Raw genomic sequence first — 24,574 nt, 5'->3', positions numbered from 1 at the left:
GGTTCGAGTGAAATCAGGTTTCCGAAGTGAGCGCGACGACTTGCGGCAGCTGCCAGAACACCGCTTTTACCGCCTCGTCGCTGAAACGGTCGTGCAGCCGCTGCAGCATCGCATCCGCGCAGGACTGGCGCAGTTCGGCGTCCATCCGCGAAAGATGTACCAGCCCTTGAGCCAACGGCTCGGCACCGCCCAGGGGGAACAGAATGCCCACGCCTTCGACGACTTCCTTCGCGCCGCCACAGGCTGTGGCCAGCAGCGGCACACCGGCCACCATGGCTTCGAGCAAGACCATGCCGAAGGGCTCGTGATCGGAACTCAGCGCGAATACGTCGAAGGCCTTGAAGTAGCGGCTGGCCTGGGTCACTTGCCCCGCCAGCATGACCTCGTGGCCGATGCCCAACTCGACTGCCAGGTGCTTGAGGTCTTGCTCCAGTCGGCCCTGACCGAGAATCACCAGCTGGCTGTCAGCGGGCAGGTCGGGCAACGCCTGGGCGAAACCGCGAAGGAGCGTCGACTGGTCCTTGTCAGGGTGCAGCCGACCGACATTGCCGACCACCCACGCCTCCTGCGCCAGGCCCAATGCGTCGCGGGCCTCTTCGCGGGACAGCAGCGTAGCGCTGAGCTGATCGACATCGATGCGGTTGTAGAGGGTCTGGATACGCTCGGCCGGCCACTTGGGGAGGCATTTGCGTATGTCATCGCGCACGGCATCAGACACGCCGAGCAGGCTCAAACGGGAGCGGAACAGGTTAGCCAGCACCTTGCGGCTGCGGCGGCGGTAATCACCAAACGCATGATGAACACCGATCACCGGCAAGCGAGTCGCGACGAGGGCGATGTAGGTCGGCTTGAAGCGGTGGGTGATGCAAAACTGAAAGCTGCGCGACGCCGCGATCTTGCGCAGATCGCGAATGGCTCCCACCTTCATGCCACCAATGGCTTTGGAGCTGTACTCCATGAACAGCACTTCGTCCGACGCGCAGCTGGCTGCAACGTCGGCATCGGCGGCGCCGGTCAGGAATACCGTGGTGACCCGGTATCCCCTGCCCACGAACAGACTGGCGTATTGACGGGCGCAGTCGAGGAACGGCCCGTCATAGCCGTGGCAGAACTGTAAAACAAGACGCTCAGCTGAGCGTGTCATGGGTGTCCACGCCGTCTTTGACCACCAGAATGTCTTCCATGATCAGGTACTCCAGATCCGAGCCAAAGAACATGTTCAGCGCGTCGGTCGGCGAGCAGATCATTGGCTCGCCGCGGCGGTTGAGCGACGTGTTGAGCGAGACACCGTTGCCGGTCAGGTCTTCGAGCGCCTTCATCATGTCGTAGTAACGCGGGTTGTACTCGCGCTTGAGCACCTGGGCGCGGGACGTACCGTCTTCGTGGACGACTTCCGGCACACGGGTTTTCCACTCTTCCGCCACTTCGAAAGTGAAGGTCATGAACGGCGCCGGGTGATCGATCTTGATCATCTGCGGGGCGACGGTGTCGAGCATCGAAGGGCAGAACGGCCTCCAGCGCTCGCGGAACTTGATCTGATGGTTGATGCGGTCGGCCACGCCGGCGACGCTCGGGCAGCCGATGATCGAACGACCACCGAGGGCGCGTGGGCCGAACTCCATGCGGCCCTGGAACCAGGCCACCGGATTGCCCGCGACCATGATCTTGGCGATGCGCTCGGGGGTGTTGTCGATCTGGCGCCAGGCCGGCTTGCTCGGGTGGCGGGCGCAGGCGGCGATCACGTCTTCGTTGCTGTAGGACGGGCCGAGGTAGACGTGCTCCATCTTCTCGACCGGCACGCCGCGGGCGTGGGAAACGTAGGCGGCAGCACCCACAGCAGTGCCGGCATCACCCGACGCCGGCTGAACGAACAGCTCTTTCACGTCGGGGCGCGCGATGATTTTCTGGTTCAGCTTCACGTTCAGGGCACAGCCGCCGGCAAAGGCGAGCTTGCCGGTTTCCTTGAGGATGTCCCCCAGATAATGATCGATCATCTGCAGCGACAGCTTCTCGAACAGCGCCTGCATGCTGGCGGCGTAATGGATGTACGGCTCGTCGGCGATGTCGCCTTCGCGCTTGGGACCCAGCCACTCGATCAGTTTCGGCGTGAAGTAGAAGCCTTTGCCCTTCTCTTTGTAACGGCGCAGGCCGATGACGTTAGCGTATTCGGTGTTGATCACCAGTTCGCCGTTTTCAAAGGTGGCCAGACGGGAGAAATCGTATTTGGTCGCGTCGCCGTACGGTGCCATGCCCATGACTTTGAATTCGCCGTCGAGCATCTCGAAACCGAGGAATTCGGTGATCGCGCCATACAGGCCGCCGAGGGAATCCGGATCGAAGAATTCCTTGATCTTGTGGATCTTGCCGTTTTCGCCGTAGCCGAAGAACGTGGTGGCGTACTCGCCCTTACCGTCGATGCCGAGGATCGCGGTTTTCTCTTGGAAACCGGAGCAGTGATAAGCGCTCGATGCGTGAGCCAGGTGGTGCTCGACGGGTTCGATCTTGATCTTTTTCGGATCGAAACCGAGTTGTTCCAGGCACCAGACGATCTTGTTGCGATAGCGCTTGTAGCGGCGGTTGCCCATCAGGATCGCGTCGAGTGCGCGGTCCGGGGCATACCAGTAGCGTTTGGCGTAGTGCCAGCGCGCTTCGCCGAACAGGCTGATGGGCGCGAAAGGAATGGCGACGACGTCGACATCGGAAGGCTTGATGCCCGCTTGTTCGAGGCAGAACTTCGCTGACTCGTAGGGCATGCGGTTCTTGGCATGCTTGTCGCGAACGAAACGCTCTTCTTCGGCCGCAGCAACCAGCTTGCCGTCGATGTACAGGGCTGCGGAAGGATCATGGCTAAGGGCGCCGGACAGGCCAAGGATCGTCAATGCCACTAGGGTCTAGCCTCTTAAGTCTGCATGCAGGCATCACGCGCCTGACAAATAAGGTGTGTCTGGCGCCACGGCGGCAGACAGCTAAAGGGCGGGATTATAGCGTAATGGCTCTGGAAGTGGTCGCAGGGAATGAAGTGCCGCGCGATGCTTCTCCAGGGCCGGCTTCAGCCGGGAAGAGGCCCGCACTGACACCCTCGATTTTGAGTTGTGGCGAATGACGCCTTCCCGGCTGAAGGCGGGCCTACAGGTTCGCTCCTCATCCCGTGCGTTAACTATTTAGCACCACGCGCTCCGGCGTTCTGATTGATTGATCGCTCGACGAATCATCGGGCTCTCGCCCGGCTCGCGCCTGCCATTTTGCGCAGAGCTCACTCAGGAATGCTTAACGCCATGGAAACATTTTCACCCAACCCGCCGGCGCTGGATCGGCTGACGACGCTGGCCACCGTACTCGACGCCGAGCTCCAGCATCTTCCGGATGCAGAGGCTTGCCTCAATACCCTGCCCCAGCCACTGAGCGCGGCGCACCAAAGGTTGTTGCTCTCGGCCATCGAGCGCTTTTGGGCCCACGCCAGCGCCCGTGACATTTCGCGCCGCGAGCTGTTCGTGACTTGCATCGAATTAACCCTGCGTGATGACCTGCTGCTGAACATCGAAGAAGGCGAACTGCACCGCGACTATGCGCGCTGCCTGCCAGGCATGGAGGCTCGGGAGCATGTCGTGTTCAGCGCACTTGAGCTCCAGCTCGATGCACAGCGCAGCATCGAATTCGCCGGAGCGATCGTTGCGACCGCCCAACAGGGGCACACGCTGCTCTGGTTGCCGGGACAAGCCGTCGAATGCTTCGTGTCGAACGAGGCATTGCGCCAAGAGCTCGCCCGTCGAACCAACCACCCACTTCTGCGGTTGCCCCTCCTGCGCCTGATGCAAGACAGCACGCGCGACGCCTGGCTCGAGATCTCATCCGGGGGCGATGTCTTTCTGGAACCGGCCCAGCCTTCGGACTTTCAACTGAAGCCCATCAAAAGCTCGCCCTACGACCATGCCTTTGATCGCCTGCTGGCCAGGCAGCGTGTGGACATTGACGCGCTGTTCGCGACCGCCCACAACCTGTCGCATCAAACCCTTCAGGCCCGACTTGAAGACTTGCTCCACCAGCCGAAATCCTGGGGCCCCGACGGCGCCATTGCCGCCGCAGAGGAACGCCGCGCCCACCGCGATCAACGCCGCGCACGCCCCGGCTGGCTGGAAATGGCCAGCACCGAGCAGCGGGAGCGTTACGCCTCGGGCCTGATGAATTACGAGCGCGCGCGCAGCGTGTTGATGAGCGTCATGGACGGTGCCGCGTCCCCGGAGCAGTTCGCACGCAGCCGTCTGCGCGCGCGACTGGCCAATGACTTGGGTATCGACGTCAATCCTGACGACATCCTGATCAGCACCCAACGAACGCTCCCCATCACCGGTACACCCTTCACAGCCAGCCGTACGCTGACGAAGCTGGCGCTTTACGGCCTGCACCCGGGCGATGCAACGCCAGGTTCGGCATTCCAGATGAGCACCCGCCTGACCCGCAACGGCCAGCCGCTTGAGCCTGAATACAGTGCCCTGACGCCGGCCTACCTCGCCGACGTCGTCAACGAGCAGGACCTGCGGATCCGATTCGGGCCCGCGCAACGCGAATCCCTCGGCTCGCCGACCACCCAGCGTCTGATGGCCGAGGCCATGCATCATCAACTCATCGCCCAAGCCCGCGGTGCGGAGTTGCAAGGGCACATTCAGCCCTCCGATCTGGCCCTCATCGAGGCACTGAATCCGGACACCGTCGCGCCGAGAAACCCCGCAGTGGCCGTTCAGCAGATCAAGCTGAATGTGCACGATACCCTGAGCAGCGTGCTGCTGTTGCGTACGCTCGATGCCTCGGGGCAGTCGGACGGGTTGCTGATGTTTACCCCGGACAGCCCACTGCCTCGGCAGTTTTACCGCTTCGAGAACGAACGCCAATTGCTGGGCGAACTCGTGAGCTGGAGTCGGTCCGCAGATCTGAGTCGATTCTTGCTGGAGCAGATCACCGTCGGCAGACGCGAAGCCCTGGAAGACCAGTTGCGCGACTTGAGCGAAAAACCGGCGCCGGCTCAGGACTGGATCAGCTACGCGACCCTGCCCGATTACAACGCCGGTTTGCGCGCACTGGTGTCGGCACGGGTAAAGGTGAAACTGTCCGAACAACGGCTGCACACGCCTGACTGGTTCCTGCGAGCCTCCGCCGAACACCGCAGGCAACTGGTAGCACTGGAAGATGCGATTGTGGGTGCAGGTGAAATCTATCAGGCCGCTCCGCACACGCAGGTGACCGAGTTCGACGCCTACGCCCATCAGACAGCCACCCGCAAGATCAACGAGCTACTTGGTCTGCCGCCCGCCACGGTGGACCCTGACCGAATCATCATTCATACGCCCCGCGAAACCCTGTCCTACACCCAGATGCTGCGCGACGGTTACGACGACACGCTTGGGCTGCTCAAGGCATCTGCCGACACCACCGCCACCTTCAGTGGCCCCGAGGGCATCGACCTTACGCCACTGAGTCCGGAGAAAGTCGCCGGTTCGGTTCGTGGCCAGTGGCTGTCCGATCAGTACATCACGATGATTCGTCAGCAGCTGCTGGCGCCCGACAGCGAGGGTTATGACTGGCGCCGTCAACACAGTCTGGTGCTGACACAGCTGCAAATGCGCGCTGACGCGCTGCGCAGTTTTCTCCAGGGACACATCGACGCTTCACAACTGCGCTGGCTTAGCACTTCCATTCTCAACATGCATCAGGGCAGCCCCGCGGAGCGCCTGCACTACCCCGTCTATCCACTGAAGTTGAATGTGAACGTGATGGGCGTCGCCTCACGCGCCGAGACCATTCAAGGCTGTTTCCTGCTAACACCGCCTGAGGCGAGCACGCTGGGGCAGGTAATGCTGTATACGCCTCAGGCACCCGATGGCCGCGCCTTCCGACTGCTAAGCACTTTCAGCAACACCCTGTTGAGCCCGGGCATGGGCGACTACTACTTGAAGCGCGCCCGTGTGAAGGCCGGGATGCCGCTGGCATTTGCCCTGGCTGAACTGAAGAAAGGCGGCGGTCACAAACCTGCGTTGCCGAGCAAGCCGTTCAGCAACCTCCACGAGGTGTGCTTCAACCACGTTATCGAGCGCAAGATCCGCGATGTCGAGGACACCACGACCGGTCGTGCCGACATGCTCTGCCGACAGGTCTGGAGCAGCCTGGAGCTGATCGCGACCGCGGTGACCTTGCCCTTCCCCCCTGCCAGCTTTGCCGTCGGCATGATCATCGCGGGCGCTGACGGCTATCGCGCACTGCAAGCCCTCGACGAGCGGGATCACGCGACCGCCAGCTTCTACGTGCTCAGCGCCTGGCTGAACACGGCGGGCGCTGCGGGTGATCTGCACTCGGGAATGAAAGGATTGGGCGGCGTGCTCAAAGACCTGACCGACCAAAATGCGGGCGGCAGGTATGCCCGGTCGGTTGCCCATGCCACCGATGAGACGCTGCAACCGATCGTGGTGGAGAACGAACTCTTCTGGGCCCCGCCACAATCTGCCAACCGCCACGTTCCGCTCCACAGAACCCGCGCGCTGATCCCCGAAACGCTTCAGCCCACCGGGCGTTATGCGCAAACCGATGTGACCGGTGTGTGGAGAGCCTTGCAGCAGGACAACCCGCCGGTGCGCGCCGCAGACACACTCGTCCATCCGCTTCACGCCGTTGATGTCTCTCTGGCGGACGCCGTGCCTCTGACCCGTCCGCACGGGCAGGGTGTCAGCGTCGTTCGCGGGAATTGCTACATTTCCCTGCAGGGCCAGACCTACCAGGTCCAGTATGACGCCCGGCTCGCCATCTGGCAGATCGTCGATCCGCGTAACCCGTTCGCCTTCTTTGGCCGCCAAACGGTGCGCCTCAACAGCCAGGGGCACTGGCAACTGCTTGAGCCTGCGCGGTTGCGCGGCGGCGTTCTGCCTTCATTCCGCCGACTGGACGAAACCCCGGCAGGCCCCTCCACGGCGGTGGGTGACTTGAGCGATTACGAAATGCCGGAATCGCTGCAGCCCTACGTCTTCGGCATCGTCAGCCCAAAGCAGGCTGAACACTTTGAAGAAGGCCCGTTTGGTCTGCATGAGTTTTTCGACGACATTTTCCAGGGCGGTCGCTCGACCTACAGGACCCTGCGCCAGAATCTGTACCGCGATGCGAAAGCGTTCTTCGAGCAGCCGCCCCTCCCGGGCAAACCCGAGCTGCCAGTGCTCGCAGATGGCGTGACGACCCAGGGCTTCTTTGATGCAGTACTTGAGAAATCGAGCGGCCTGGTGATTGGTGAGGCACCGACGTCCATCGCCAGCAAGCAACTGCTGATCGATAACATGCCGTTGCTGGCAGAGCGCAAGGTCGAGGTGCTGTACATCGAGCATCTGCAGACCGACCAGCACACGCACAAGCTGCAGAAATACAAAGCGCTCGGCAGCAAGACGCGCAGCGGCTCCCACATGCTCAAGCATTATCTGGAGACCGTGAACGAGGGCGCACTCAAAAACGGCAGCGACCGATACGACTACTACCATCTGATCAAAGCGGCCCACCGAAACGGCATCGACGTTCGGCCGTTCAGCTCCTCGGTCAGCTATGACTACGCCGATAACGAAGTGGCGTCCGCTGCTGGTGACGCACTTGCGCCGCAAAAGATGGCAGTTTTCTTTGGTCACAAAGTGATCAGTGGCGACGTGCAGACGCATCCTGGCAGGCGCTGGATCGCGCTGCTCGACCACCGCACCGCCAACACTTGGCAGCAACAGCCGGGTATCAGTGAACTGCAAGGCGTACTCAGCGTGCGCGTCGAAGACGTACCGGTGGGCACACCACCCCAGATATCCCTGGACAGCGATGCCGTCATCAGCAGCGCTGCCTCGCGCGCAGATTTCAAAGTGCAGATCGGCAACCCGACTGTCCACAACGTGGCCGGCGCATCGTCGCCCGACAGTCCGGCCGGCACGTCACTGGACGACGCGCTTTACAGCTTTTTCGAACGACGCTCGCCCATGGAGTGGGGCCTGGACCCTAACCGCCGCGCCATCGTTTCCCATCGCAGAAGCGAGCTAAACCCGTACATCGGCGAGCACGGCTTTGAATGGAATCCGGCCGGTTACTGGACCCGCGCCGAGGCGGCGAACTGGAGCAGCGACTATCCTCTGGGCGCCATTCAGCAGTCACTGATCGATGACCGCTATCAACTGCCTGGCGACATGCAGAGCATCTTCCATGACCTTGCTCACTTCCGTCACAGAGGCCTGAATCCTGATTACTCTTTCATCGAAAGTCATTTGATCGAGGTGCGTGAACGGTTCTTCGAATTGGCGAATACGCTGCAAAAAGACGCGCGCTCGGTGCTCAACCTCGCCCTGCCTGAGCGCGTGATGTTGCCTGAAGTAAAAGCCGACACGCCGTTAAGCATGTTCATCGAAGAGTTGTACGAGAACACGTCCGGCGTGGTCATCGGGGAATCCCATTCGGCACGCGCCAGCAAGCGCTTCATCCTCGACAACATGGAACATCTGGCGCGCCAGGACGTGCGCACGCTGTACATGGAGCACCTGTTGACCGACCTCCACCAAGCCGATCTTGATCGCTTCGCTGAAACCGGGCTGATGAGCAAACGTCTGCTGCACGACCTCAAGCACATGGACAGAACATTTCTGACAGACCCAACTGGCGCCTACTCATTTGAGAACCTGGTGATTCAGGCCAAGCGGCACGGCATTGAAATCCGTGCCATCGACTGCACCGCCAGCTATTTCATCCGCCATCTGCCGAGCAGCTCCAACACCACGCGCCAACAGGTGCTCAGCTATTTTGCGTCTCGTACGATACGCAAGCACCAGCAGGTGATGGGGCCACACAAGTGGATTGCCCTGGTGGGTGAAAGCCATGCCAATACGTTCAAGAACAGCGTGCCGGGCATCGCTGAACTGGAGCAAGGGATTGGCGTGCGGGTGATGGACGTGGCCCCGGGCAAGGCGCGCGGCATCATGATCGATCCGGGCGAACAGGTCGCTGCGGGGCTGGGACACGAGCCGGTGCTGGTGAAGAATGACTTCCGCGTGGAGATCGAACTGCCCGCGCGACCTCAACTCGCGACCCCGGTGGGCGGCAGATTGCACAGTCCGGGCATGTTCCTGCTCGACGAATCCGTGGCCTTGCGGCCAACGATCGTGCATCGCTCAAGGGACCGCACGCTCAAGCACACCCCGGTGCGCTTCAATACCGCGGGCAAAGCCTACGTCGAGCGCGAGTCATGGCCGCAGGTCAATCGTCAGCCGTTCGATGACGTGCAGGCCCTGATCGACGCATTGGTGGAGATGAACCTCAATCACGTGAGCTGACGGGTCAGTCCGGCGCTTTTGAAACCGTCGGAATGCGCTGCTCCAGCAACTGGTGCAGCGCGCTGTCCGCCGGCCAGTTGCGCATGAAGCGCGCGCGATCTTTGGCGAACGCCGCCGCGAACGAGGTCTGGGAGCCATGCTGGCACATGGCGTCCAGATCGATGAGCGACCAGCGATCGTTGTGCCAGAACACGTTGTGGCCTTTGAGATCGCCGTGGCTGATGCGCTCGCGGATCAACTGCGCAAACAACAGATCCAGCGCCTGCAACTCGGCTTCCGGCGCATCGCCGCTGGCCACGTAGGGCGCAAAGCGCTCGATGATGTCGGGGCCTGGCAGAAACTCGGTGACCAGGAACGCCTCTCGGCGCAGCCATACGAAGCGTTTTTCCAGCAGCGCCAGCGGTTTGGGCGTTGCGATGCCGAGGAACCGCAGCCGATTGCCTTCGCGCCATGAGTGCCAGGCGCGGGACGGTCGCCAGAACCGTTTGAGCCAATGCGCCAGGTTCTTGATGTTGTAACGCTTGATCACCAGCTCGCGGCCGGCGACGTCTACCTTGGCGACGCTGGCCGCACCACCGGTCTTGTACAGATGACCGCCCTCGACCAGCACGTCGGCCTTTTCCAGCACCGGCAACATCGACGCCACTTCCTCGCGACGAATCGCGCGCAGTGCGAACGGCCCGTCTTCGACGCTGAACAGGCTGCATTCACGGCCGATCTTGATCAGGTAATCCCGCAAGCGCCAACTGCGCACCTTGTCGATCTGCTTTTGCAGGGCCTCGACCGGCAAGCCATGCTCGCCATTGCTCAGCAGGTAATAGACCAGTAATTCTTCGGTGAACGGCTCCAGCGACTTCGGCAACTGGGCGAAGAACACGCCGAGGTTTTCCAGCACTTTTTGCCGCGACAACGGCTTGCCGGCTTCCTCAACGCGAATGCCTGCGCCGTCGATCACGTACAAGGTCGAGCCCTGACGCAGCAGATTGTCCAGGTGCAGGTCTTCCTGCCACAGGCCTTTGGCGTGCATCTGGCCCACAACGGCGAGCGCATCGCCGAGCACCGACTGTTGTTCATCGGCCAGCGGCGGCAGCGCTTCCACCGATTTCCAGGCATCGCCCAGACTTTCGGCCTGATCCAGAAACTCGAACAGCAGCCAGCCGCCCTCACCTTCCTGCAGCCCGTCGGCCAAGAGCAACGGCGTCGGCAAGCCTTGCTTTGCCAAAGCCTGCACGCCGTCGCGCTCGCGCTGGAAATGCCGCGGGGCTTTCGGCCCGACCAGCAGCTTGGCCAGGACCGTGCGTCCGCGCCAGATGCCCGCGCCGACGTAGCGTTGCCCGGGCAGGACGCGCAGCAGGCTGAGCAATTGCAGCTCGGCAGGACCGGCCGCATCCTCCAGCGCAATGTTCATCGGCAGCGCCGGAGTGCGACCGGCGTTTTTCAGTTCAGACAAACGCATCGGCGCCCTCTTTGATCAAGCCTGTCCAGATTACAGATCTGACAGGCAGTGAATCTCGTGTGCATCAAAACCGGAAATCACCGGTCACGGCGCTTGTGACTGCCCCGCTTGGCAACCCGCTGCCACCAAGCGTCAACCAGCCCGCTGTCGGTCGGGGCGTGCAGATAAGCGGCGAGCAGTTCGCGGATTTCCGTCTCGTCCCAGACCGGTGCGCGGCGTAGCAAAGGCTCGATGTCCTTGACCCGGTCGCGCTGGCCGAAGATCGACTTGCGCGTCTTCTCCAGGTCGATCAGCTGCGCCATATACTCGCCGCCCCGCGCACGCATGAAAATATGCTTGGGATAGAAACAGCCATGCACCTGCCCGGCCTTGTGCAGCGTGCGCGCCAGTTGCCCGCAGGCCTGCAGAATCGCCAGACGCTCGGTGGCCGGCCGCTCGTGCCAGTCCTGCAACAGCGTGTCCAGGTCGGTCCAGCCATCCAGCGCCCGGGTCATGAGAATCGCGCGGCGCTCGCCGTCGACTTTCCTGTCGGCGTAAAACACCGCATGCAGCGCCGGAATGCCCAGCTTCTGATACAGGCTGATGTTGCGAAACTCCCGGGAAAACGAAGGCTCGCCGAACGGGTGATGCAGGGTGTACGTCAGGTAGTTGCTCTGGCGCTTGAGGTAATAACCGGAGCCTTCCAGCTCCAGGCGAAACACACTGCTCCAGCCGCCGCGACCGGTGTTGGGTTCATCCACCGCGTCGAGTTCGACGCTCCACAACGCATCGAAGTCCGCCAGACCGTGCCGCTCGAGCAGCCCCCGGTCGGCGTCAGCAATGAACACACTCATTCGCGACCCTCAAAAAAACTGACGATGTGGCGGATGCGCTTTTTGTCAGATTCGTTCAAGCGTTCGCGCCCACGGTATTGCAGATAGAAACGCAGACGCTGAGTGGCCGACAGATGATATTTAGCCACCTTGTCCAGGCACGCAAGGTCCTTGGTGATCCGGTAGCGCAGCATGAAGCTGACCCAGAACGCCCCGTTGGGGCAGTCGATCAAGAACACCGTTGCCTGATCGTCCACCAGCAAGTTGCGCCACTTCAGATCGTTATGGGTGAAGTGATGGTCGTGCATGGTTCGGGTGTAACGCGCCACCTGCTGGCTGACGCCGTTGACCCATGAACGGCTGTCCAGGCGCGTGTCGTTGACCCGCGCCAGTTCGGACAAATCTTCGGTGCGCGGCAGCTCGCGGGTGATCAGCGCGCCGCGATCATACGCAGCGCCGTTGCGCTCCAGGCCCCAGGCGACGACTTCTGCCGTCGGAATGCCCCACTTGGCGAAGCGCTTGAGGTTCTGCCATTCGGACTTGACCCGTGGCCGTCCCAGATACCGGCGCAAACCCTTGCCCGCCGCGACGTAGCGCTTGACGTAGTAGTTCACGCCACCGCGTTCGACGCGGATGACTTCGGACAACGGATCGCGGGTCAGCCGCTCGCCTTTGAGGGCGAACACGGCGTCGAGGGTGCCGAAGTCGTCCGTCAGCGCGGCGTAGCCAGGCTCCAGCTTCCAACCCGCCATCAGAGCGCATCCCCGTAACGCAGTTTGCGCTGATAGAGCTTCTCGGCCTTGCCTTCAAGCCAGCTCAACAGCGCCGATTCCTGGGCCAGGATCTGCCGCAGCGGCTGCTGGAAATAGCCCTTGAGAAAGCGCAGTTTGTCGCGCCGGGTCAGGCCGATGTCCATCGCCGAGAAATACAGCGCGGCGAGGTCTTTGTTGCGCCACCGCTGGGTAATCGCCGGGCGCGTCTGGGCGCGGTGCAGGTCGATCACCGAGAGCCTGAAATCATCAGGCGTGACCGGCGTGTCGGTGTGCAGCAGAAAATGACAGATGTAGCAGTCGCGATGATTAACCCCGGCGCGGTGCATCATGCCCACCAGCCGAGCGACTTCAGCGATGTACGCGCGCTTCATGCGCGGCTCGGGCGGCTCGGTGCGCCAGTTGAGGCTGACGTCTTCCAGGCTCTCGGTCGGCGCCAGTTCTTCGGTGATGATGAACGAATGCTGCGTGGCTGGATTGTTGCCGCGCTCGCCGTACGCCACAGCGGTCATGGTCGGCACGCCGACTTCATGCAGACGGTTGACCGCGTCCCACTCCTGACCCGCGCCGAGCACCGGCAGTTTGGCGGTCAGCAGGTTCTTCGCCACTTCACCCCAGCCGATGCCGCGATGGATCTTGACGAAGTAACCGCGCCCGTTGACCTCGGTGCGCAACGTGCGCCGGTTTTCGAGCTCGCGATAGACCTGGCCTTCAAGCGCCTCGACGGCTTCGAACGCATCGCGCCCGGCCCAGAGGCTCTTGAAGGGTTCAGCAAGGATCAGTTTCATCCGTGGTGCTCCGCCAGAATCACATCCGCAGCGTGCTGCGGCATGCTGTAAAGATCAGCCGTGTCGGCGAATGTCAGCCCGTTGCGGCTCCAGGTGCTGCGCGCGGCGTCGTCCTTGAGGATGCGGGCCAGGTACTGATTGAGCTGGTTCTGTTCGAACGGCTCATCGAGCACCAGACCGCTGTCGGCCTCGGCGATGTAATGGGCGTAGCCGCACACCGCGCTGACCAGCACCGGAAGACCCGCCACCAGCGCTTCAAGCAGCACGGTGCCGGTGTTTTCGTTGTACGCCGGATGAATCAACAGGTCGGCGCCCAACAGAAAACGCGGAATGTCGCTGCGCCCTTTCATGAAGGTGACGTGATCGCCCAGGCCCAGCGTCGTGCTTTGCAGCTGGAATACCTTGGGGTCGTCCTGGCCGATGACAAACAGTCGCGTGCGTTTTTTCAGTTCAGCAGGCAGCGCCGCCAGCGCCTTGAGGCTGCGGTCGACGCCCTTGGTCTTGAAGCCGGAGCCGATCTGCACGAGCAACAGGTCATCGTCGGCCAGCTTGAACTCGCGACGGAATTCAGCGCGGATTTCAGCCGCATTCGGCGGTGCGCGGCGGTCCTGAGAGATCCCCGGCGGCAGCAGATGAAAGCGCGCGAGCGGCGTGTCGTAATGCTTGATGAAAAGCGGCTGCTGCACTTCGGAGATCATCAGCACTTCGGTCTTGGCGTCTTTGCCGAACACCGCGCGTTCGTAGTCGGCGAAGTGACGGTAGCGGCCCCAGTATTTGTACAGGCCGTGGCGCAGGTTCTGGGCCTTGTCTTCGTAGCAGCCATCGGCGGCGTAATACACGTCCAGACCGGGCATCTTGTTGAAGCCGATCAACCGGTCCACGGGACGCTTGGCCAGGTCGGCATTCATCCAGTCGGTGAGCTTTTCGTTGCGGCGGTGGTTGAAGATCGCCTTGACCGGCGCCACCAGCACTTCGAAGCCGGACGGCACGTCGCCCTCCCAGATCAGCGTGTAGACGCGGATTTTATGGCCGCGCTGCTGGCACTCCAGGGCGATGCGCATGAAGTCACGCTGCAGGCCGCCGAAGGGGAAGTATTTATAAAGCACGAATGCCAGTTGCATCAGGGATGTTCCTTTGCCAGCAATAGCGCGCCTAACTGGTTCGCTACCCGCTCGGGATTCAGGCGAGTAAAGCACATGGGCCACTCGCGTTCGGTATCGACCTGACGCTGATCTTCAGGCGTCGGTCGGTAGGTGCATTTCTTTTGCAGGCACGGCGCGCAGGCGGGGTAATCGGCCGCCAGATGAACCTGCGACCGGCCGTAGGCGCCGGTCAGACCCGGATTGGTCGGGCCGAACAACGAAAGCGTCGGTACATCCAGTGCGGCAGCCAGATGACCAAGACCGGTGTCCACCGCCACGCAACCCTGGGCGCTCGCCAGTACGCGAGCAACCCCTGCCAGATTGAGTTTGGGCAACACGACGGCATTATCAAGGCCATCGGCAATGCGCTCGGCACGCGCCTTCTCGGCCGGGTTGCCCCACGGCAGTCGCACTTCCAGTCCTTGGCCGATCATGCGTTCGGCCAATTGTCGCCAATACAGCTCGGGCCAGTGCTTGGTGTCCCACGTGGTGCCATGCAGGAACAGCACGAAGGGCGCGTCGTGTGTGGCAGTGAGCAGGCGGCTGCGATCAAGGCCGTAATCGCCCAGTCCCGCAGGCACCTGATAGCCCAGCGCCTGGCCGAACAGCTGACGCAACCGCTCGACCGCATGCTGGCCCCGGGCAACGGCGTAGGGGCGATCGTAAAAACGAGCGGCCATGGGCTCGCGCGCAGAAGTCTTGCCCAGCCCGGCGACAGGCGCTTTGACGTAGCGGGTCAGCCAGGCACTTTTCAGCAGGCCCTGAGCGTCGATCACCAGATCGTAGCGAGTGTCGCGCAGGCGCTGTTTGAACTGGCGCCATTCGCCATTCTTGACGGTCTGCCAGAGGTTCTTGCGCCAGCGACGGATCGCCACCGGAATCACGTTGGCGACCGCCGGATGCCAGGTCGGGATCTCGGAGAAGCCCTCTTCCACCACCCAGTCGAACTGGATGCCCGGCAGCGCGCCCATGGCGTCGGTCAGCGCGGGCAAGGTGTGGATCACGTCACCCAGTGACGAAGTTTTGATCAGCAGTACCCGCAAGTCAGGCGACCTCGACCGGGGCGGCGCCAATGCGGCCAAGGGCCTGGATCACCGAATCCGGCTCCAGCAGGCGCAGGCAGTTGTAATGGCCGAAGCGGCAGGTGCGCTCGAAGCACGGGCTGCACTCGATGCCGAGCCGGACGATCTCGACTTCATCGGCCAGCGGCGGCGTGAAGCCCGGCGACGTCGAGCCGTACACCGCCACCAGCGGGCGATTCAGCGCGGCGGCTACGTGCATCAGCCCGGAATCGTTGGAAACCACGGCGTCTGCGCAGGACAGCAGGTCAATGGCTTCGGCCAGTGACGTGCCGCCGCTGAGGTTCATGGATTCTTCGCGCAGCCCCGGAATCAGCCGCTCACGAATGCTTTCGCCCACCCCATGGTCGTTCTTGGAGCCGAACAGCCAGACCTGCCAGCCTTCACGAATCTTTGCTTCGGCGACTTTGGCGTAGTGCTCGGAAGGCCAGCGCTTGGATTCACCGAACTCGGCGCCCGGGCACAGCGCAAGCACGGGCCGATCAAGACTCAGACCGAACTTGGTTAGCGCCGCGTCACGGCTGGCGGTTTCGATTTGCAGGCTGGGTTTGGGATAAGGGCGCGGCAATTCAGCGCCTTTGTCGTAGGCCAGCGCCATAAAACGCTCGATCATCAACGGGTAACGCTGTTTGTCGAGGGTGCGCACGTCATTAAGCAGGCCGTAGCGAAACTCGCCACGCCAGCCGGTGCGTTTGGGAATGCCGGCGAAAAACGGCACCAGCGCCGACTTCAGGGAATTGGGCAGCAGAATCGCCTGATCGTACTGGCCCTTGAGGGACTTGCCTATGCGCCTGCGCGTGGCCAGTTCCAGCGCGCCATGGCCGAGCGGGAAGCTCAAGGCCGTGCGCACTTCAGGCATGCGCTCAAGGATCGGCCGGCTCCACTCAGGCGCCAGCACATCGATTTCGCACTGCGGGTGACGCTGTTTCAGGCACTGGAACAGCGTCTGCGCCATCACCATGTCACCCACCCAGCTGGGCCCTACGATCAGAATTCTCATGCTCATCCAAAAACGACCAGAAACGAGCAGGGAGGCCCATCAAACTGCGTGATGCTTGCACACGCAGCCTGACGCCTCCCTGTCATAGCTTTATATAGATCCGTCAGATCCGGACCCTGCCAGCAATCAACCCAGCCCCAGCTGCCCCCAGAGCCGCATCACTTCGCGCCGCTCGGTGACGAACTGGTCGCCGGCCACAACACCCGGATCGTTCTGCAACGCCTGTCGGTGAGCGGCCGAGCGGTAGGCCTTGTAGGCCTCACGCAGCAGTCCGGCATCGGCGGCGGCCATCAAGCCCGCCTCTTCAAGGCCTTCGAGAATACGGATGTTATCGGTGTAACGAAGCAGCGCGGGATGCTCTCTGGACCACGCCAGAGCCGCGTATTGCACCATAAATTCAATATCGACGATACCTCCGGCGTCCTGCTTGAGGTCGAACCGCGCCGTCGGTTCAAATGCATTCGCCCCCTTGCCGGCCGCCGTTGCGCGGGTGCCGAGGTTGTCGCGCATCTTGGCGCGCATCTCGCTGACCTCCTGACGCAGCTTCGGCAGATCCCGTTCACGGCCCAGCACCAAAGCGCGTACGGCTTCGAACTGCCGGCCGACATCGGTGCTGCCCACCAGCACCCGCGCGCGCACTAACGCCTGATGCTCCCACGTCCAGGCCTCGTTCTCCTGATACCGGGAAAACGCCCCGAGCGAGCTCACCAGCAAGCCCGCCGCGCCAGACGGGCGAAGGCGCATGTCGACTTCGTACAACTGCCCGGAGTTGGTCTGGGTGGTGATCAGGTGAATGATCCGCTGACCGAGCCGGGTGAAAAACTGCGCGCCATCGATCGGCTTGGCGCCGTCGGTCTCAGCCTGGGGATCGCCGTCGTGGATGAACACGAGGTCCAAATCAGAGCCGTGTCCCAGCTCAATGCCGCCGACCTTGCCGTAGCCGACGATGACAAAACCGGGATCGCACAAGGTGCCATCCGGACGCCGCGGCGCGCCATGGCGGGCAACGGTGTGGCGCCAGGCAAGCGCCAGCACTTGCTCCAGAATCGCCTCGGCGAGCCAGGTCAGGTAATCGCTGACTTTCATCAGCGGCAGGCTGCCGGTGATTTCCGACGCAGCCACGCGCAGACGGTGCGCCAGCTTGAAATGCCGCAGGGCTTCCATTTGCTGTTCGAGATCGTCCTCGGGAATTCGCGTCAGACGCTCGCGCAGCTCAGCCGCCAGTTCAAGCGCCTGGGGCGGGCTGAACAGGCGACCTTCGTTAAGCAACTCATCGAGCAGCAACGGAAAGCGGGCGATCTGTTCGGCAATCCACGGGCTGGCCGCGCACAGGGTCAGCAATCGACGCAGTGCGCCGGGGTTCTCAGTGAGCAACACCAGATACGCCGAGCGACGGGCCACCGCTTCCACCAGCGGCAGTACCCGCTCCAGCACCAGATCGGGATTGTCGTGCTCGACCGCTTGGGCGAGCAGGCGCGGAATAAAGGCATCAAGCCGTTCGCGCCCCAGACGCTGCATTGAGCGCAGCTGTGAACTGTTGCGCAGGTTGCTCAGATTTTTCAGGGCCTTTTGCGCGTCGGCGAATCCGCCCTCCTGGAGCTGGAGGCAGGCGCTTTCCTCGTTCTGCGACTCTTCCCACAGCGGCAGCCACTCGCCACCGACGATTTCTTCGCCGTGGTCCTGCTGCCCATCTTCCTCGTCCGGGTCAGCGATGACCTGCCGGAAGTGCCACGCGACCCGCTCACGCCAATACATCAGTCGTTCATGGAAACTCGCCCAGTCGGCAAAGCCCATCATGAAGGCGATGCGCGATTTATCCTGCGGGTCGTCGGGGAGCATTTGCGTCTGCCGATCGGCGATCGCCTGAATGGCGTGCTCGGTGTAGCGCAAAAACTGGTAGCCCTCACGCAATTCATTGATGACCGCAGCCGGCAAATAGCCCTGTCCTTCCAGGGTTTTCAGCACCTTGAGCAGCGGCCGCTGCTGCAGACTCAAATCGCGCCCGCCGTGAATCAGCTGGAACGCCTGGGCGATGAATTCCACTTCGCGGATGCCGCCGGAACCGAGCTTGATGTTCTCGGCCATGCCCTTGCGGCGGACTTCCTGCTGGATCAACTGCTTCATGGTGCGCAGCGCTTCAATGGCGGAGAAATCCAGGTAGCGGCGATAGACAAACGGCCGCAGCATGTCGAGCAACTCGCTGCCCTTCTCCTGATCGCCGCCCACCACCCGCGCCTTGATCATGGCGTAGCGTTCCCAGTCGCGGCCCTGATCCTGGTAGTACTGCTCCAGCGCGTTGAAACTGAGCACCAAGGCACCGGAAGACCCGTACGGCCGCAGGCGCATGTCGACACGAAAGACAAAGCCGTCGACCGTGACCGGGTCCAGCGCCTTGATCAATCGCTGACCCAGTCGGATGAAGAATTCCTGATTGTCCAGCGGCCGCTTGACGCCCTGGGTTTCGCCGCCTTCGGGGTAGGCAAAGATAAGATCGATGTCCGAGGACAGGTTCAGCTCGACGGCGCCCAGCTTGCCCATGCCGAGGATGACCATCTGCTGCGGCTCGCCGGTCCGACGGCCGGTCGGCGTGCCGAATTGCTGGCAATGCCGCTCGTACAGCCACTTGTAAGCCAGATCAATGCAGCCATCTGCCATGTCTGAGAGATCGCGGCAGGTTTCCACCAGATCGGCCTGCCGGGTCAGATCCCGCCAGATAATTCGCACTTGCTGGCGCGTACGTTGACGACGTAGATTACGCCCCAGTTCATCGTCGCTGGCAGCCTGAATGACGGCACTGGCGATGTGCCCAAGCAGCTCGCCGGGCGCAAAACTGCGCTCCAGCTCACCGGATTCAGCGAGGTCGAGCAACATCAGCGGATCGCGCGACACCTGATCGGCAACAAAATCGCTGGCCGCACAGACGCGGTCGAACGCCTGCAGCCGCGCCTCCGGCCAAGTCCGAAACGACTGCCTGGCTTCACCTGTCAGGGAATCAAGCGCGGTGCGCCAGGATTGGCCGGCCCGCGCGACCAACGGCATAAGGACAGCCGGCAGCTCGGCCAGCAGGGGAAGGCTCATGTTCTATCCTTGATCGGCGTTCAATTGCCAGCCCGACAAGGCGGTCGTAAACACGCCACGGACGGACTGTCGAACAAAGGTTAAAAATTGCTGATGGCTGGCGTTTCTTGGCTGCCAGCAGGTTATATCAGGCGATTCGTCAGATTTTTGCACCGACAACACTGCTTTATCGGACACTGCAACACGAGCGAAAACATCGCTGCGCTGTAGTTTTACTACTGTATATACAAGTCAAAAAGCTGAATTAGCCCAAGATTTGTAGTAAAACTACACAACGCCGGGAACCCATCCGGCCATCCAAGAATTTACATCGTCTGCCCACAAGGCCAGTCGTAACAAACTCAGGCAACCGATTCTGGAAGCCTTTCCGCCCTGGAGCAAGCCATGCAAGACCTCGATCCCGTCGAAACCCAGGAATGGCTGGACGCCCTGGAATCGGTTCTCGACAAAGAAGGCGAAGACCGTGCTCACTACCTGATGACCCGTATGGGTGAGCTGGCCACACGAAGTGGTTCGCAACTGCCTTACGCCATCACCACGCCTTATCGCAACACCATCCCCGTTACCCACGAAGCACGCATGCCTGGCGACCTGTTCATGGAACGCCGCATTCGCTCGCTGGTACGTTGGAACGCATTGGCGATGGTGGTCAAGACCAACATCGGCGACCCGGATCTGGGCGGCCACATCTCCAGCTTCGCTTCCAGTGCAACCCTGTACGACATCGGATTCAACTACTTCTTCCAGGCCCCGACCGACGAACACGGCGGCGACCTGATCTACTTCCAGGGTCACGCATCGCCAGGCGTTTACGCCCGTGCGTTCATGGAAGGCCGCATCACTGAAGACCAGATGAACAACTTCCGTCAGGAAGTCGATGGCAACGGCCTGTCGTCTTATCCACACCCATGGCTGATGAAAGACTTCTGGCAGTTCCCGACCGTTTCCATGGGTCTGGGTCCGATTCAGGCGATCTACCAGGCGCGCTTCATGAAGTACCTGGAGCACCGCGGTTACATCCCTGAAGGCAAGCAGAAAGTCTGGTGCTTCCTGGGCGACGGCGAGACCGACGAGCCGGAATCCCTGGGCGCCATCGCCCTGGCCGGTCGCGAGAAGCTCGACAACCTGATCTTCGTCGTGAACTGCAACCTGCAGCGTCTGGACGGTCCGGTTCGCGGCAACGCCAAGATCATCCAGGAACTGGAAGGCGTGTTCCGCGGTGCTCAGTGGAACGTGAGCAAAGTCATCTGGGGCCGTTTCTGGGACCCACTGCTGGCCAAGGACGTCGACGGCATCCTGCAACGTCGTATGGACGAAGTCATCGACGGCGAATACCAGAACTACAAAGCCAAAGACGGCGCGTTCGTGCGCGAACACTTCTTCAACTCGCCAGAACTCAAGGCGATGGTTGCGGATATGTCCGACGACGAAATCTGGAAACTCAACCGTGGCGGTCACGACCCGTACAAGGTCTACGCGGCGTACCACGCAGCGGTGAACCACAAGGGTCAGCCGACCGTGGTTCTGGCCAAGACCATCAAGGGTTATGGCACCGGCGCCGGTGAAGCGAAAAACACCGCGCACAACACCAAGAAGGTCGACGTCGACAGCCTGCGTCACTTCCGTGACCGCTTTGACATCCCGATCAAAGACGATCAGCTCGAAGCCCTGCCGTTCTACAAGCCGGAAGAAGGCAGTGCCGAAGCGCGCTACCTGTCCGAGCGTCGCGCTGCACTGGGCGGCTTCGTGCCACAGCGTCGCGCGCAGAGCTTCAGCCTGCCGACCCCGCCACTGGAAACCCTCAAGGCGATCCTTGATGGCTCCGGCGACCGCGAAATCTCCACCACCATGGCCTTCGTCCGCATCCTGACCCAACTGGTCAAGGACAAGGAAGTGGGTCAGCGCATCGTTCCGATCATCCCGGACGAAGCCCGTACCTTCGGTATGGAAGGCATGTTCCGCCAGCTCGGCATCTACTCGTCCGTAGGCCAGCTGTACGAGCCGGTCGACAAAGAACAAGTGATGTTCTACCGCGAGGACAAGAAAGGTCAGATCCTCGAGGAAGGCATCAACGAAGCCGGTGCGATGTCTTCGTTCATCGCTGCAGGTACTTCGTACAGCAGCCACAACCAGCCGATGATTCCGTTCTACATCTTCTACTCGATGTTCGGTTTCCAGCGTATCGGCGATCTGGCATGGGCCGCAGGCGACAGTCGCACCCGTGGCTTCCTGATTGGCGGCACCGCCGGTCGTACCACCCTGAACGGTGAAGGTCTGCAGCACGAAGACGGCCACAGCCACATCCTGGCTTCGACCATCCCGAACTGCCGCACCTTCGATCCGACCTACGGCTACGAGCTGGCGGTGATCATTCAGGACGGCATGAAGAAGATGTTCGAAGAACAGCAGGACGTCTTCTACTACCTGACCGTGATGAACGAGTCCTATACGCAACCTGCCATGCCGGCCGGTTCCGAGGAAGGCATCATCAAGGGCATGTACCTGCTCGAAGAAGACACCAAGGAAGCCGCACACCACGTACAGCTGCTCGGTTCGGGCACCATCCTGCGTGAAGTGCGCGAGGCGGCGAAGATCCTGCGCGAGCAGTTCAACATTGGCGCGGACGTCTGGAGCGTCACCAGCTTCAACGAGTTGCGTCGCGACGGCCTGGCCGTAGAGCGCAGCAACCGCCTGAAGCCCGGCCAGAAGCCACAGTTGAGCTACGTTGAAGAATGCCTCAACGGCCGTAAAGGTCCGGTGATCGCTTCGACCGACTACATGAAACTGTTCGCTGACCAGATCCGTCAGTGGGTTCCGACCAAGGAATACAAAGTTCTGGGCACCGACGGCTTCGGCCGCAGCGACAGCCGCAAGAAGCTGCGCAACTTCTTCGAAGTTGACCGTCACTTCGTGGCGCTGGCCGCCCTGGAAGCCTTGGCCGATCGCGGCGATATCGAACCTAAGGTCGTGGCGGAAGCCATTGCCAAGTTCGGCATCGATCCTGAAAAGCGCAACCCGCTGGACTGCTAAGGTCTGCGTAACGATCGAATAGAGCGCTGAAATGTGCGCGAAACAGCCGCCGATGCGGAATTTACTTCGGTAAATGAGCATCCAGGCTGTTTCGTCGCAGATGAATCAGCGCAGTCGAGGAACAGGTTCTCCTAAGGAGAGACATTGTGAGTGAGTTAATTCGGGTACCCGACATCGGCAACGGTGAAGGTGAAGTCATTGAGTTGATGGTCAAGGTCGGTGATCGCATCGAAGCTGACCAGAGCGTGCTGACGCTGGAGTCGGACAAGGCAAGCATGGAAATCCCTGCGCCTAAAGCCGGTGTCATCAAGGCGATGAAAGTGAAGCTGGGCGACCGTCTGAAAGAAGGCGACGAACTGTTTGAGCTGGAAGTGGAAGGCGAAGCGGCGGCCGAGCCTGCTGCTGCACCTGCTGCCGCCGCGCCCGCCCCTGCTGCTGATAAGCCAGCCGAGAAGCCAGCCGAAGCCGAAGCAGCCCCTGCCGCAGCGGCTGCACCTGCTGCGTCGGATACCGTTCAGGATATTCACGTTCCGGATATCGGTTCGTCGGGCAAGGCTCGCATCATCGAGCTGATGGTCAAAGTGGGCGACAGCATCGAAGCTGATCAATCCCTGATCACTCTGGAATCCGACAAAGCCTCGATGGAGATCCCGTCTCCTGCCGCAGGCGTTGTCGAAAGCATCAGCGTCAAGGTTGAAGACGAAGTCGGCACTGGCGACCTGATTCTGAAACTGAAAGTGGCGGGTGCTGCACCTGCTGCTGCGCCTGCTCAGGCGGCTGCACCGGCTCAGGCCAAGGCAGAATCGGCTGCTCCGGCTGCCGCTGCTCCCGCACCGGCTGCCAAAGCTGAAAGCGCTCCTGCACCTGCCGCTGCACCTGCGAACAATGGCGCCAAGGTTCACGCTGGCCCGGCGGTTCGTCAGTTGGCTCGCGAGTTCGGCGTCGAGCTGAACGCCGTGTCGGCAACCGGCCCTCACGGCCGTGTGCTGAAAGAAGACGTGCAGGCGTACGTCAAATCGATCATGACCAAGTCCAAGGACGCGCCTGCTGCTGGCGGCGCTGCCGGCGGCATGGGCATCCCGCCGATCCCGGAAGTCGATTTCAGCCGTTTCGGCGAAACCGAAGAAGTGCCGATGACGCGTCTGATGCAGCTGGGCGCAACCGGTCTGCATCGCAGCTGGCTGAACATTCCGCACGTCACGCAATTCGACCAGGCCGACATCACCGACCTGGAAGCTTTCCGTATCGCGCAGAAAGCCGTGGCCGAAAAAGCCGGCGTCAAGCTGACCGTGCTGCCGCTGCTGCTCAAGGCCAGCGCGCACATGCTCAAGGAGCTGCCGGACTTCAACAGTTCGCTGGCACCGAGTGGCAAGGCGATCATTCGCAAGAAATACTTCAACATCGGTTTCGCGGTGGACACACCGGAAGGCCTGCTGGTCCCGGTCATCAAGAACGTCGATCAGAAGAGCCTGCTGCAACTGGCGGCCGAAGCAGCTGAGCTGGCTGAGAAAGCGCGCTCCAAAAAGCTGTCGGCCAACGACATGCAAGGCGCCTGCTTCACCATTTCCAGCCTGGGTCACATTGGCGGGACCGGCTTCACGCCGATCGTCAACGCGCCGGAAGTGGCGATCCTTGGCGTGTCAAAGGCCACCATGCAACCGGTCTGGGACGGCAAGGCTTTCCAGCCGCGCTTGATGCTGCCGCTGTCGCTGTCCTACGATCACCGCGTGATCAACGGCGCCGCTGCTGCACGCTTTACCAAGCGTCTGAGCGAATTGTTGGCGGACATCCGCACAATTCTGCTCTAAGCCGCCAACGGACGGTAAAGGGGACTGATTTATTTACAACGCTCCACCGTAAATGAATCTGTCCCCGTTCAGCGCCCCCGTTCAGCGCCAGGTTTAACGAGCTGCCACGCTCGTACCTCAACCCCGCTCACTGGCGGGGCTTTTTTTGCCGTTTGAAAAGCACTCATTCACGGCAACCGGTAAAGGGGACTGATTTATTTACAACGCTCCACCGTAAATGAATCTGTCCCCGTTCAGCGCCCCCGTTCAGCGCCAGGTTTAACGAGCTGCCACGCTCGTACCTCAACC

The 24,574-nt window shown here is 61.7% G+C and carries 13 protein-coding genes; 3 read left to right on the top strand and 10 right to left on the bottom strand.

Annotated elements, in window-relative coordinates:
- Positions 1-13 precede the first annotated feature (13 nt).
- Complete coding sequence (locus SLW75_RS24565) at positions 14-1,144, bottom strand: glycosyltransferase (RefSeq protein WP_410935692.1); 1,131 nt, start codon at positions 1,142-1,144, stop codon at positions 14-16.
- Positions 1,128-2,885 carry a carbamoyltransferase gene (locus SLW75_RS24560; RefSeq protein ID WP_410935691.1) on the bottom strand — a complete coding sequence of 586 codons (1,758 nt, stop codon included), beginning with the start codon at positions 2,883-2,885 and terminating at the stop codon, positions 1,128-1,130. Before SLW75_RS24560 ends, SLW75_RS24565 begins: the two co-directional genes overlap by 17 nt.
- Positions 2,886-3,275: 390 nt before the next feature.
- Here SLW75_RS24560 and SLW75_RS24555 point away from each other — a divergent pair, with 390 nt between their 5' ends.
- Positions 3,276-9,323 (top strand): dermonecrotic toxin domain-containing protein, encoded by a 6,048-nt coding sequence (locus SLW75_RS24555; protein ID WP_410935690.1) that lies wholly within the window; start codon positions 3,276-3,278, stop codon positions 9,321-9,323.
- Positions 9,324-9,327: 4 nt separating this feature from the next.
- Here SLW75_RS24555 and SLW75_RS24550 read toward each other — a convergent pair whose 3' ends face one another.
- The 8 genes from SLW75_RS24550 to glnE form a co-directional block, all read right to left on the bottom strand.
- Positions 9,328-10,779 carry a lipopolysaccharide kinase InaA family protein gene (locus SLW75_RS24550; protein WP_410928106.1) on the bottom strand — a complete coding sequence of 484 codons (1,452 nt, stop codon included), beginning with the start codon at positions 10,777-10,779 and terminating at the stop codon, positions 9,328-9,330.
- A gap of 77 nt (positions 10,780-10,856) precedes the next feature.
- Positions 10,857-11,612 carry a lipopolysaccharide kinase InaA family protein gene (locus tag SLW75_RS24545; protein WP_410935689.1) on the bottom strand — a complete coding sequence of 252 codons (756 nt, stop codon included), beginning with the start codon at positions 11,610-11,612 and terminating at the stop codon, positions 10,857-10,859.
- Positions 11,609-12,343 (bottom strand): lipopolysaccharide kinase InaA family protein, encoded by a 735-nt coding sequence (locus SLW75_RS24540; RefSeq protein WP_065987853.1) that lies wholly within the window; start codon positions 12,341-12,343, stop codon positions 11,609-11,611. Before SLW75_RS24540 ends, SLW75_RS24545 begins: the two co-directional genes overlap by 4 nt.
- Positions 12,343-13,149, bottom strand: a complete 807-nt coding sequence (rfaP, locus tag SLW75_RS24535; RefSeq protein ID WP_065987854.1) for a lipopolysaccharide core heptose(I) kinase RfaP — start codon at positions 13,147-13,149, stop codon at positions 12,343-12,345. The genes SLW75_RS24540 and rfaP overlap by 1 nt, the downstream gene beginning before the upstream one ends.
- Positions 13,146-14,270: a glycosyltransferase family 4 protein gene (locus SLW75_RS24530; RefSeq protein ID WP_410935688.1), complete on the bottom strand. Its 1,125-nt coding sequence runs from the start codon at positions 14,268-14,270 to the stop codon at positions 13,146-13,148. The genes rfaP and SLW75_RS24530 overlap by 4 nt, the downstream gene beginning before the upstream one ends.
- Positions 14,270-15,334, bottom strand: coding sequence for a lipopolysaccharide heptosyltransferase I (waaC, locus tag SLW75_RS24525; protein WP_192130984.1), 1,065 nt, complete (start codon positions 15,332-15,334; stop codon positions 14,270-14,272). The genes SLW75_RS24530 and waaC overlap by 1 nt, the downstream gene beginning before the upstream one ends.
- Before the next feature lies 1 nt (position 15,335).
- A complete protein-coding gene (gene waaF / locus SLW75_RS24520; RefSeq protein WP_192130982.1) occupies positions 15,336-16,370 on the bottom strand; it encodes a lipopolysaccharide heptosyltransferase II in 1,035 nt (344 codons plus the stop codon).
- A 126-nt stretch (positions 16,371-16,496) separates the two neighbouring features.
- Entirely contained in the window at positions 16,497-19,448 is a 2,952-nt protein-coding gene (gene glnE / locus SLW75_RS24515; RefSeq protein WP_410935687.1) for a bifunctional [glutamate--ammonia ligase]-adenylyl-L-tyrosine phosphorylase/[glutamate--ammonia-ligase] adenylyltransferase, read from the bottom strand.
- Between the two features lie 384 nt (positions 19,449-19,832).
- On the opposite strand from glnE, the gene aceE reads away from it, so the two are divergent.
- Together aceE and aceF are read left to right on the top strand one after the other, a co-directional pair.
- Positions 19,833-22,478 (top strand): pyruvate dehydrogenase (acetyl-transferring), homodimeric type, encoded by a 2,646-nt coding sequence (gene aceE / locus SLW75_RS24510; protein WP_065987859.1) that lies wholly within the window; start codon positions 19,833-19,835, stop codon positions 22,476-22,478.
- 146 nt (positions 22,479-22,624) lie between these two features.
- Positions 22,625-24,286 (top strand): dihydrolipoyllysine-residue acetyltransferase, encoded by a 1,662-nt coding sequence (aceF, locus tag SLW75_RS24505; protein ID WP_410935686.1) that lies wholly within the window; start codon positions 22,625-22,627, stop codon positions 24,284-24,286.
- Positions 24,287-24,574: the final 288 nt, after the last annotated feature.

The sequence above is a fragment of the Pseudomonas sp. W5-01 genome (assembly GCF_046540435.1).
Classification (GTDB): domain Bacteria; phylum Pseudomonadota; class Gammaproteobacteria; order Pseudomonadales; family Pseudomonadaceae; genus Aquipseudomonas; species Aquipseudomonas graminis_B.
Note: the sequence above shows the minus strand (reverse complement) of the source record. Positions and strands in the feature narration are given on the sequence as shown.

Coding starts and splice junctions, on each gene's coding strand:
- SLW75_RS24565 (WP_410935692.1), bottom strand. CDS start 1,144: ATGACACGCTCAGCTGAGCGTCTTGTTTTACAGTTCTGCCACGGCTAT.
- SLW75_RS24555 (WP_410935690.1), top strand. CDS start 3,276: ATGGAAACATTTTCACCCAACCCGCCGGCGCTGGATCGGCTGACGACG.
- SLW75_RS24550 (WP_410928106.1), bottom strand. CDS start 10,779: ATGCGTTTGTCTGAACTGAAAAACGCCGGTCGCACTCCGGCGCTGCCG.
- SLW75_RS24545 (WP_410935689.1), bottom strand. CDS start 11,612: ATGAGTGTGTTCATTGCTGACGCCGACCGGGGGCTGCTCGAGCGGCAC.
- SLW75_RS24540 (WP_065987853.1), bottom strand. CDS start 12,343: ATGGCGGGTTGGAAGCTGGAGCCTGGCTACGCCGCGCTGACGGACGAC.
- rfaP (WP_065987854.1), bottom strand. CDS start 13,149: ATGAAACTGATCCTTGCTGAACCCTTCAAGAGCCTCTGGGCCGGGCGC.
- SLW75_RS24530 (WP_410935688.1), bottom strand. CDS start 14,270: ATGCAACTGGCATTCGTGCTTTATAAATACTTCCCCTTCGGCGGCCTG.
- waaF (WP_192130982.1), bottom strand. CDS start 16,370: ATGAGAATTCTGATCGTAGGGCCCAGCTGGGTGGGTGACATGGTGATG.
- glnE (WP_410935687.1), bottom strand. CDS start 19,448: ATGAGCCTTCCCCTGCTGGCCGAGCTGCCGGCTGTCCTTATGCCGTTG.
- aceE (WP_065987859.1), top strand. CDS start 19,833: ATGCAAGACCTCGATCCCGTCGAAACCCAGGAATGGCTGGACGCCCTG.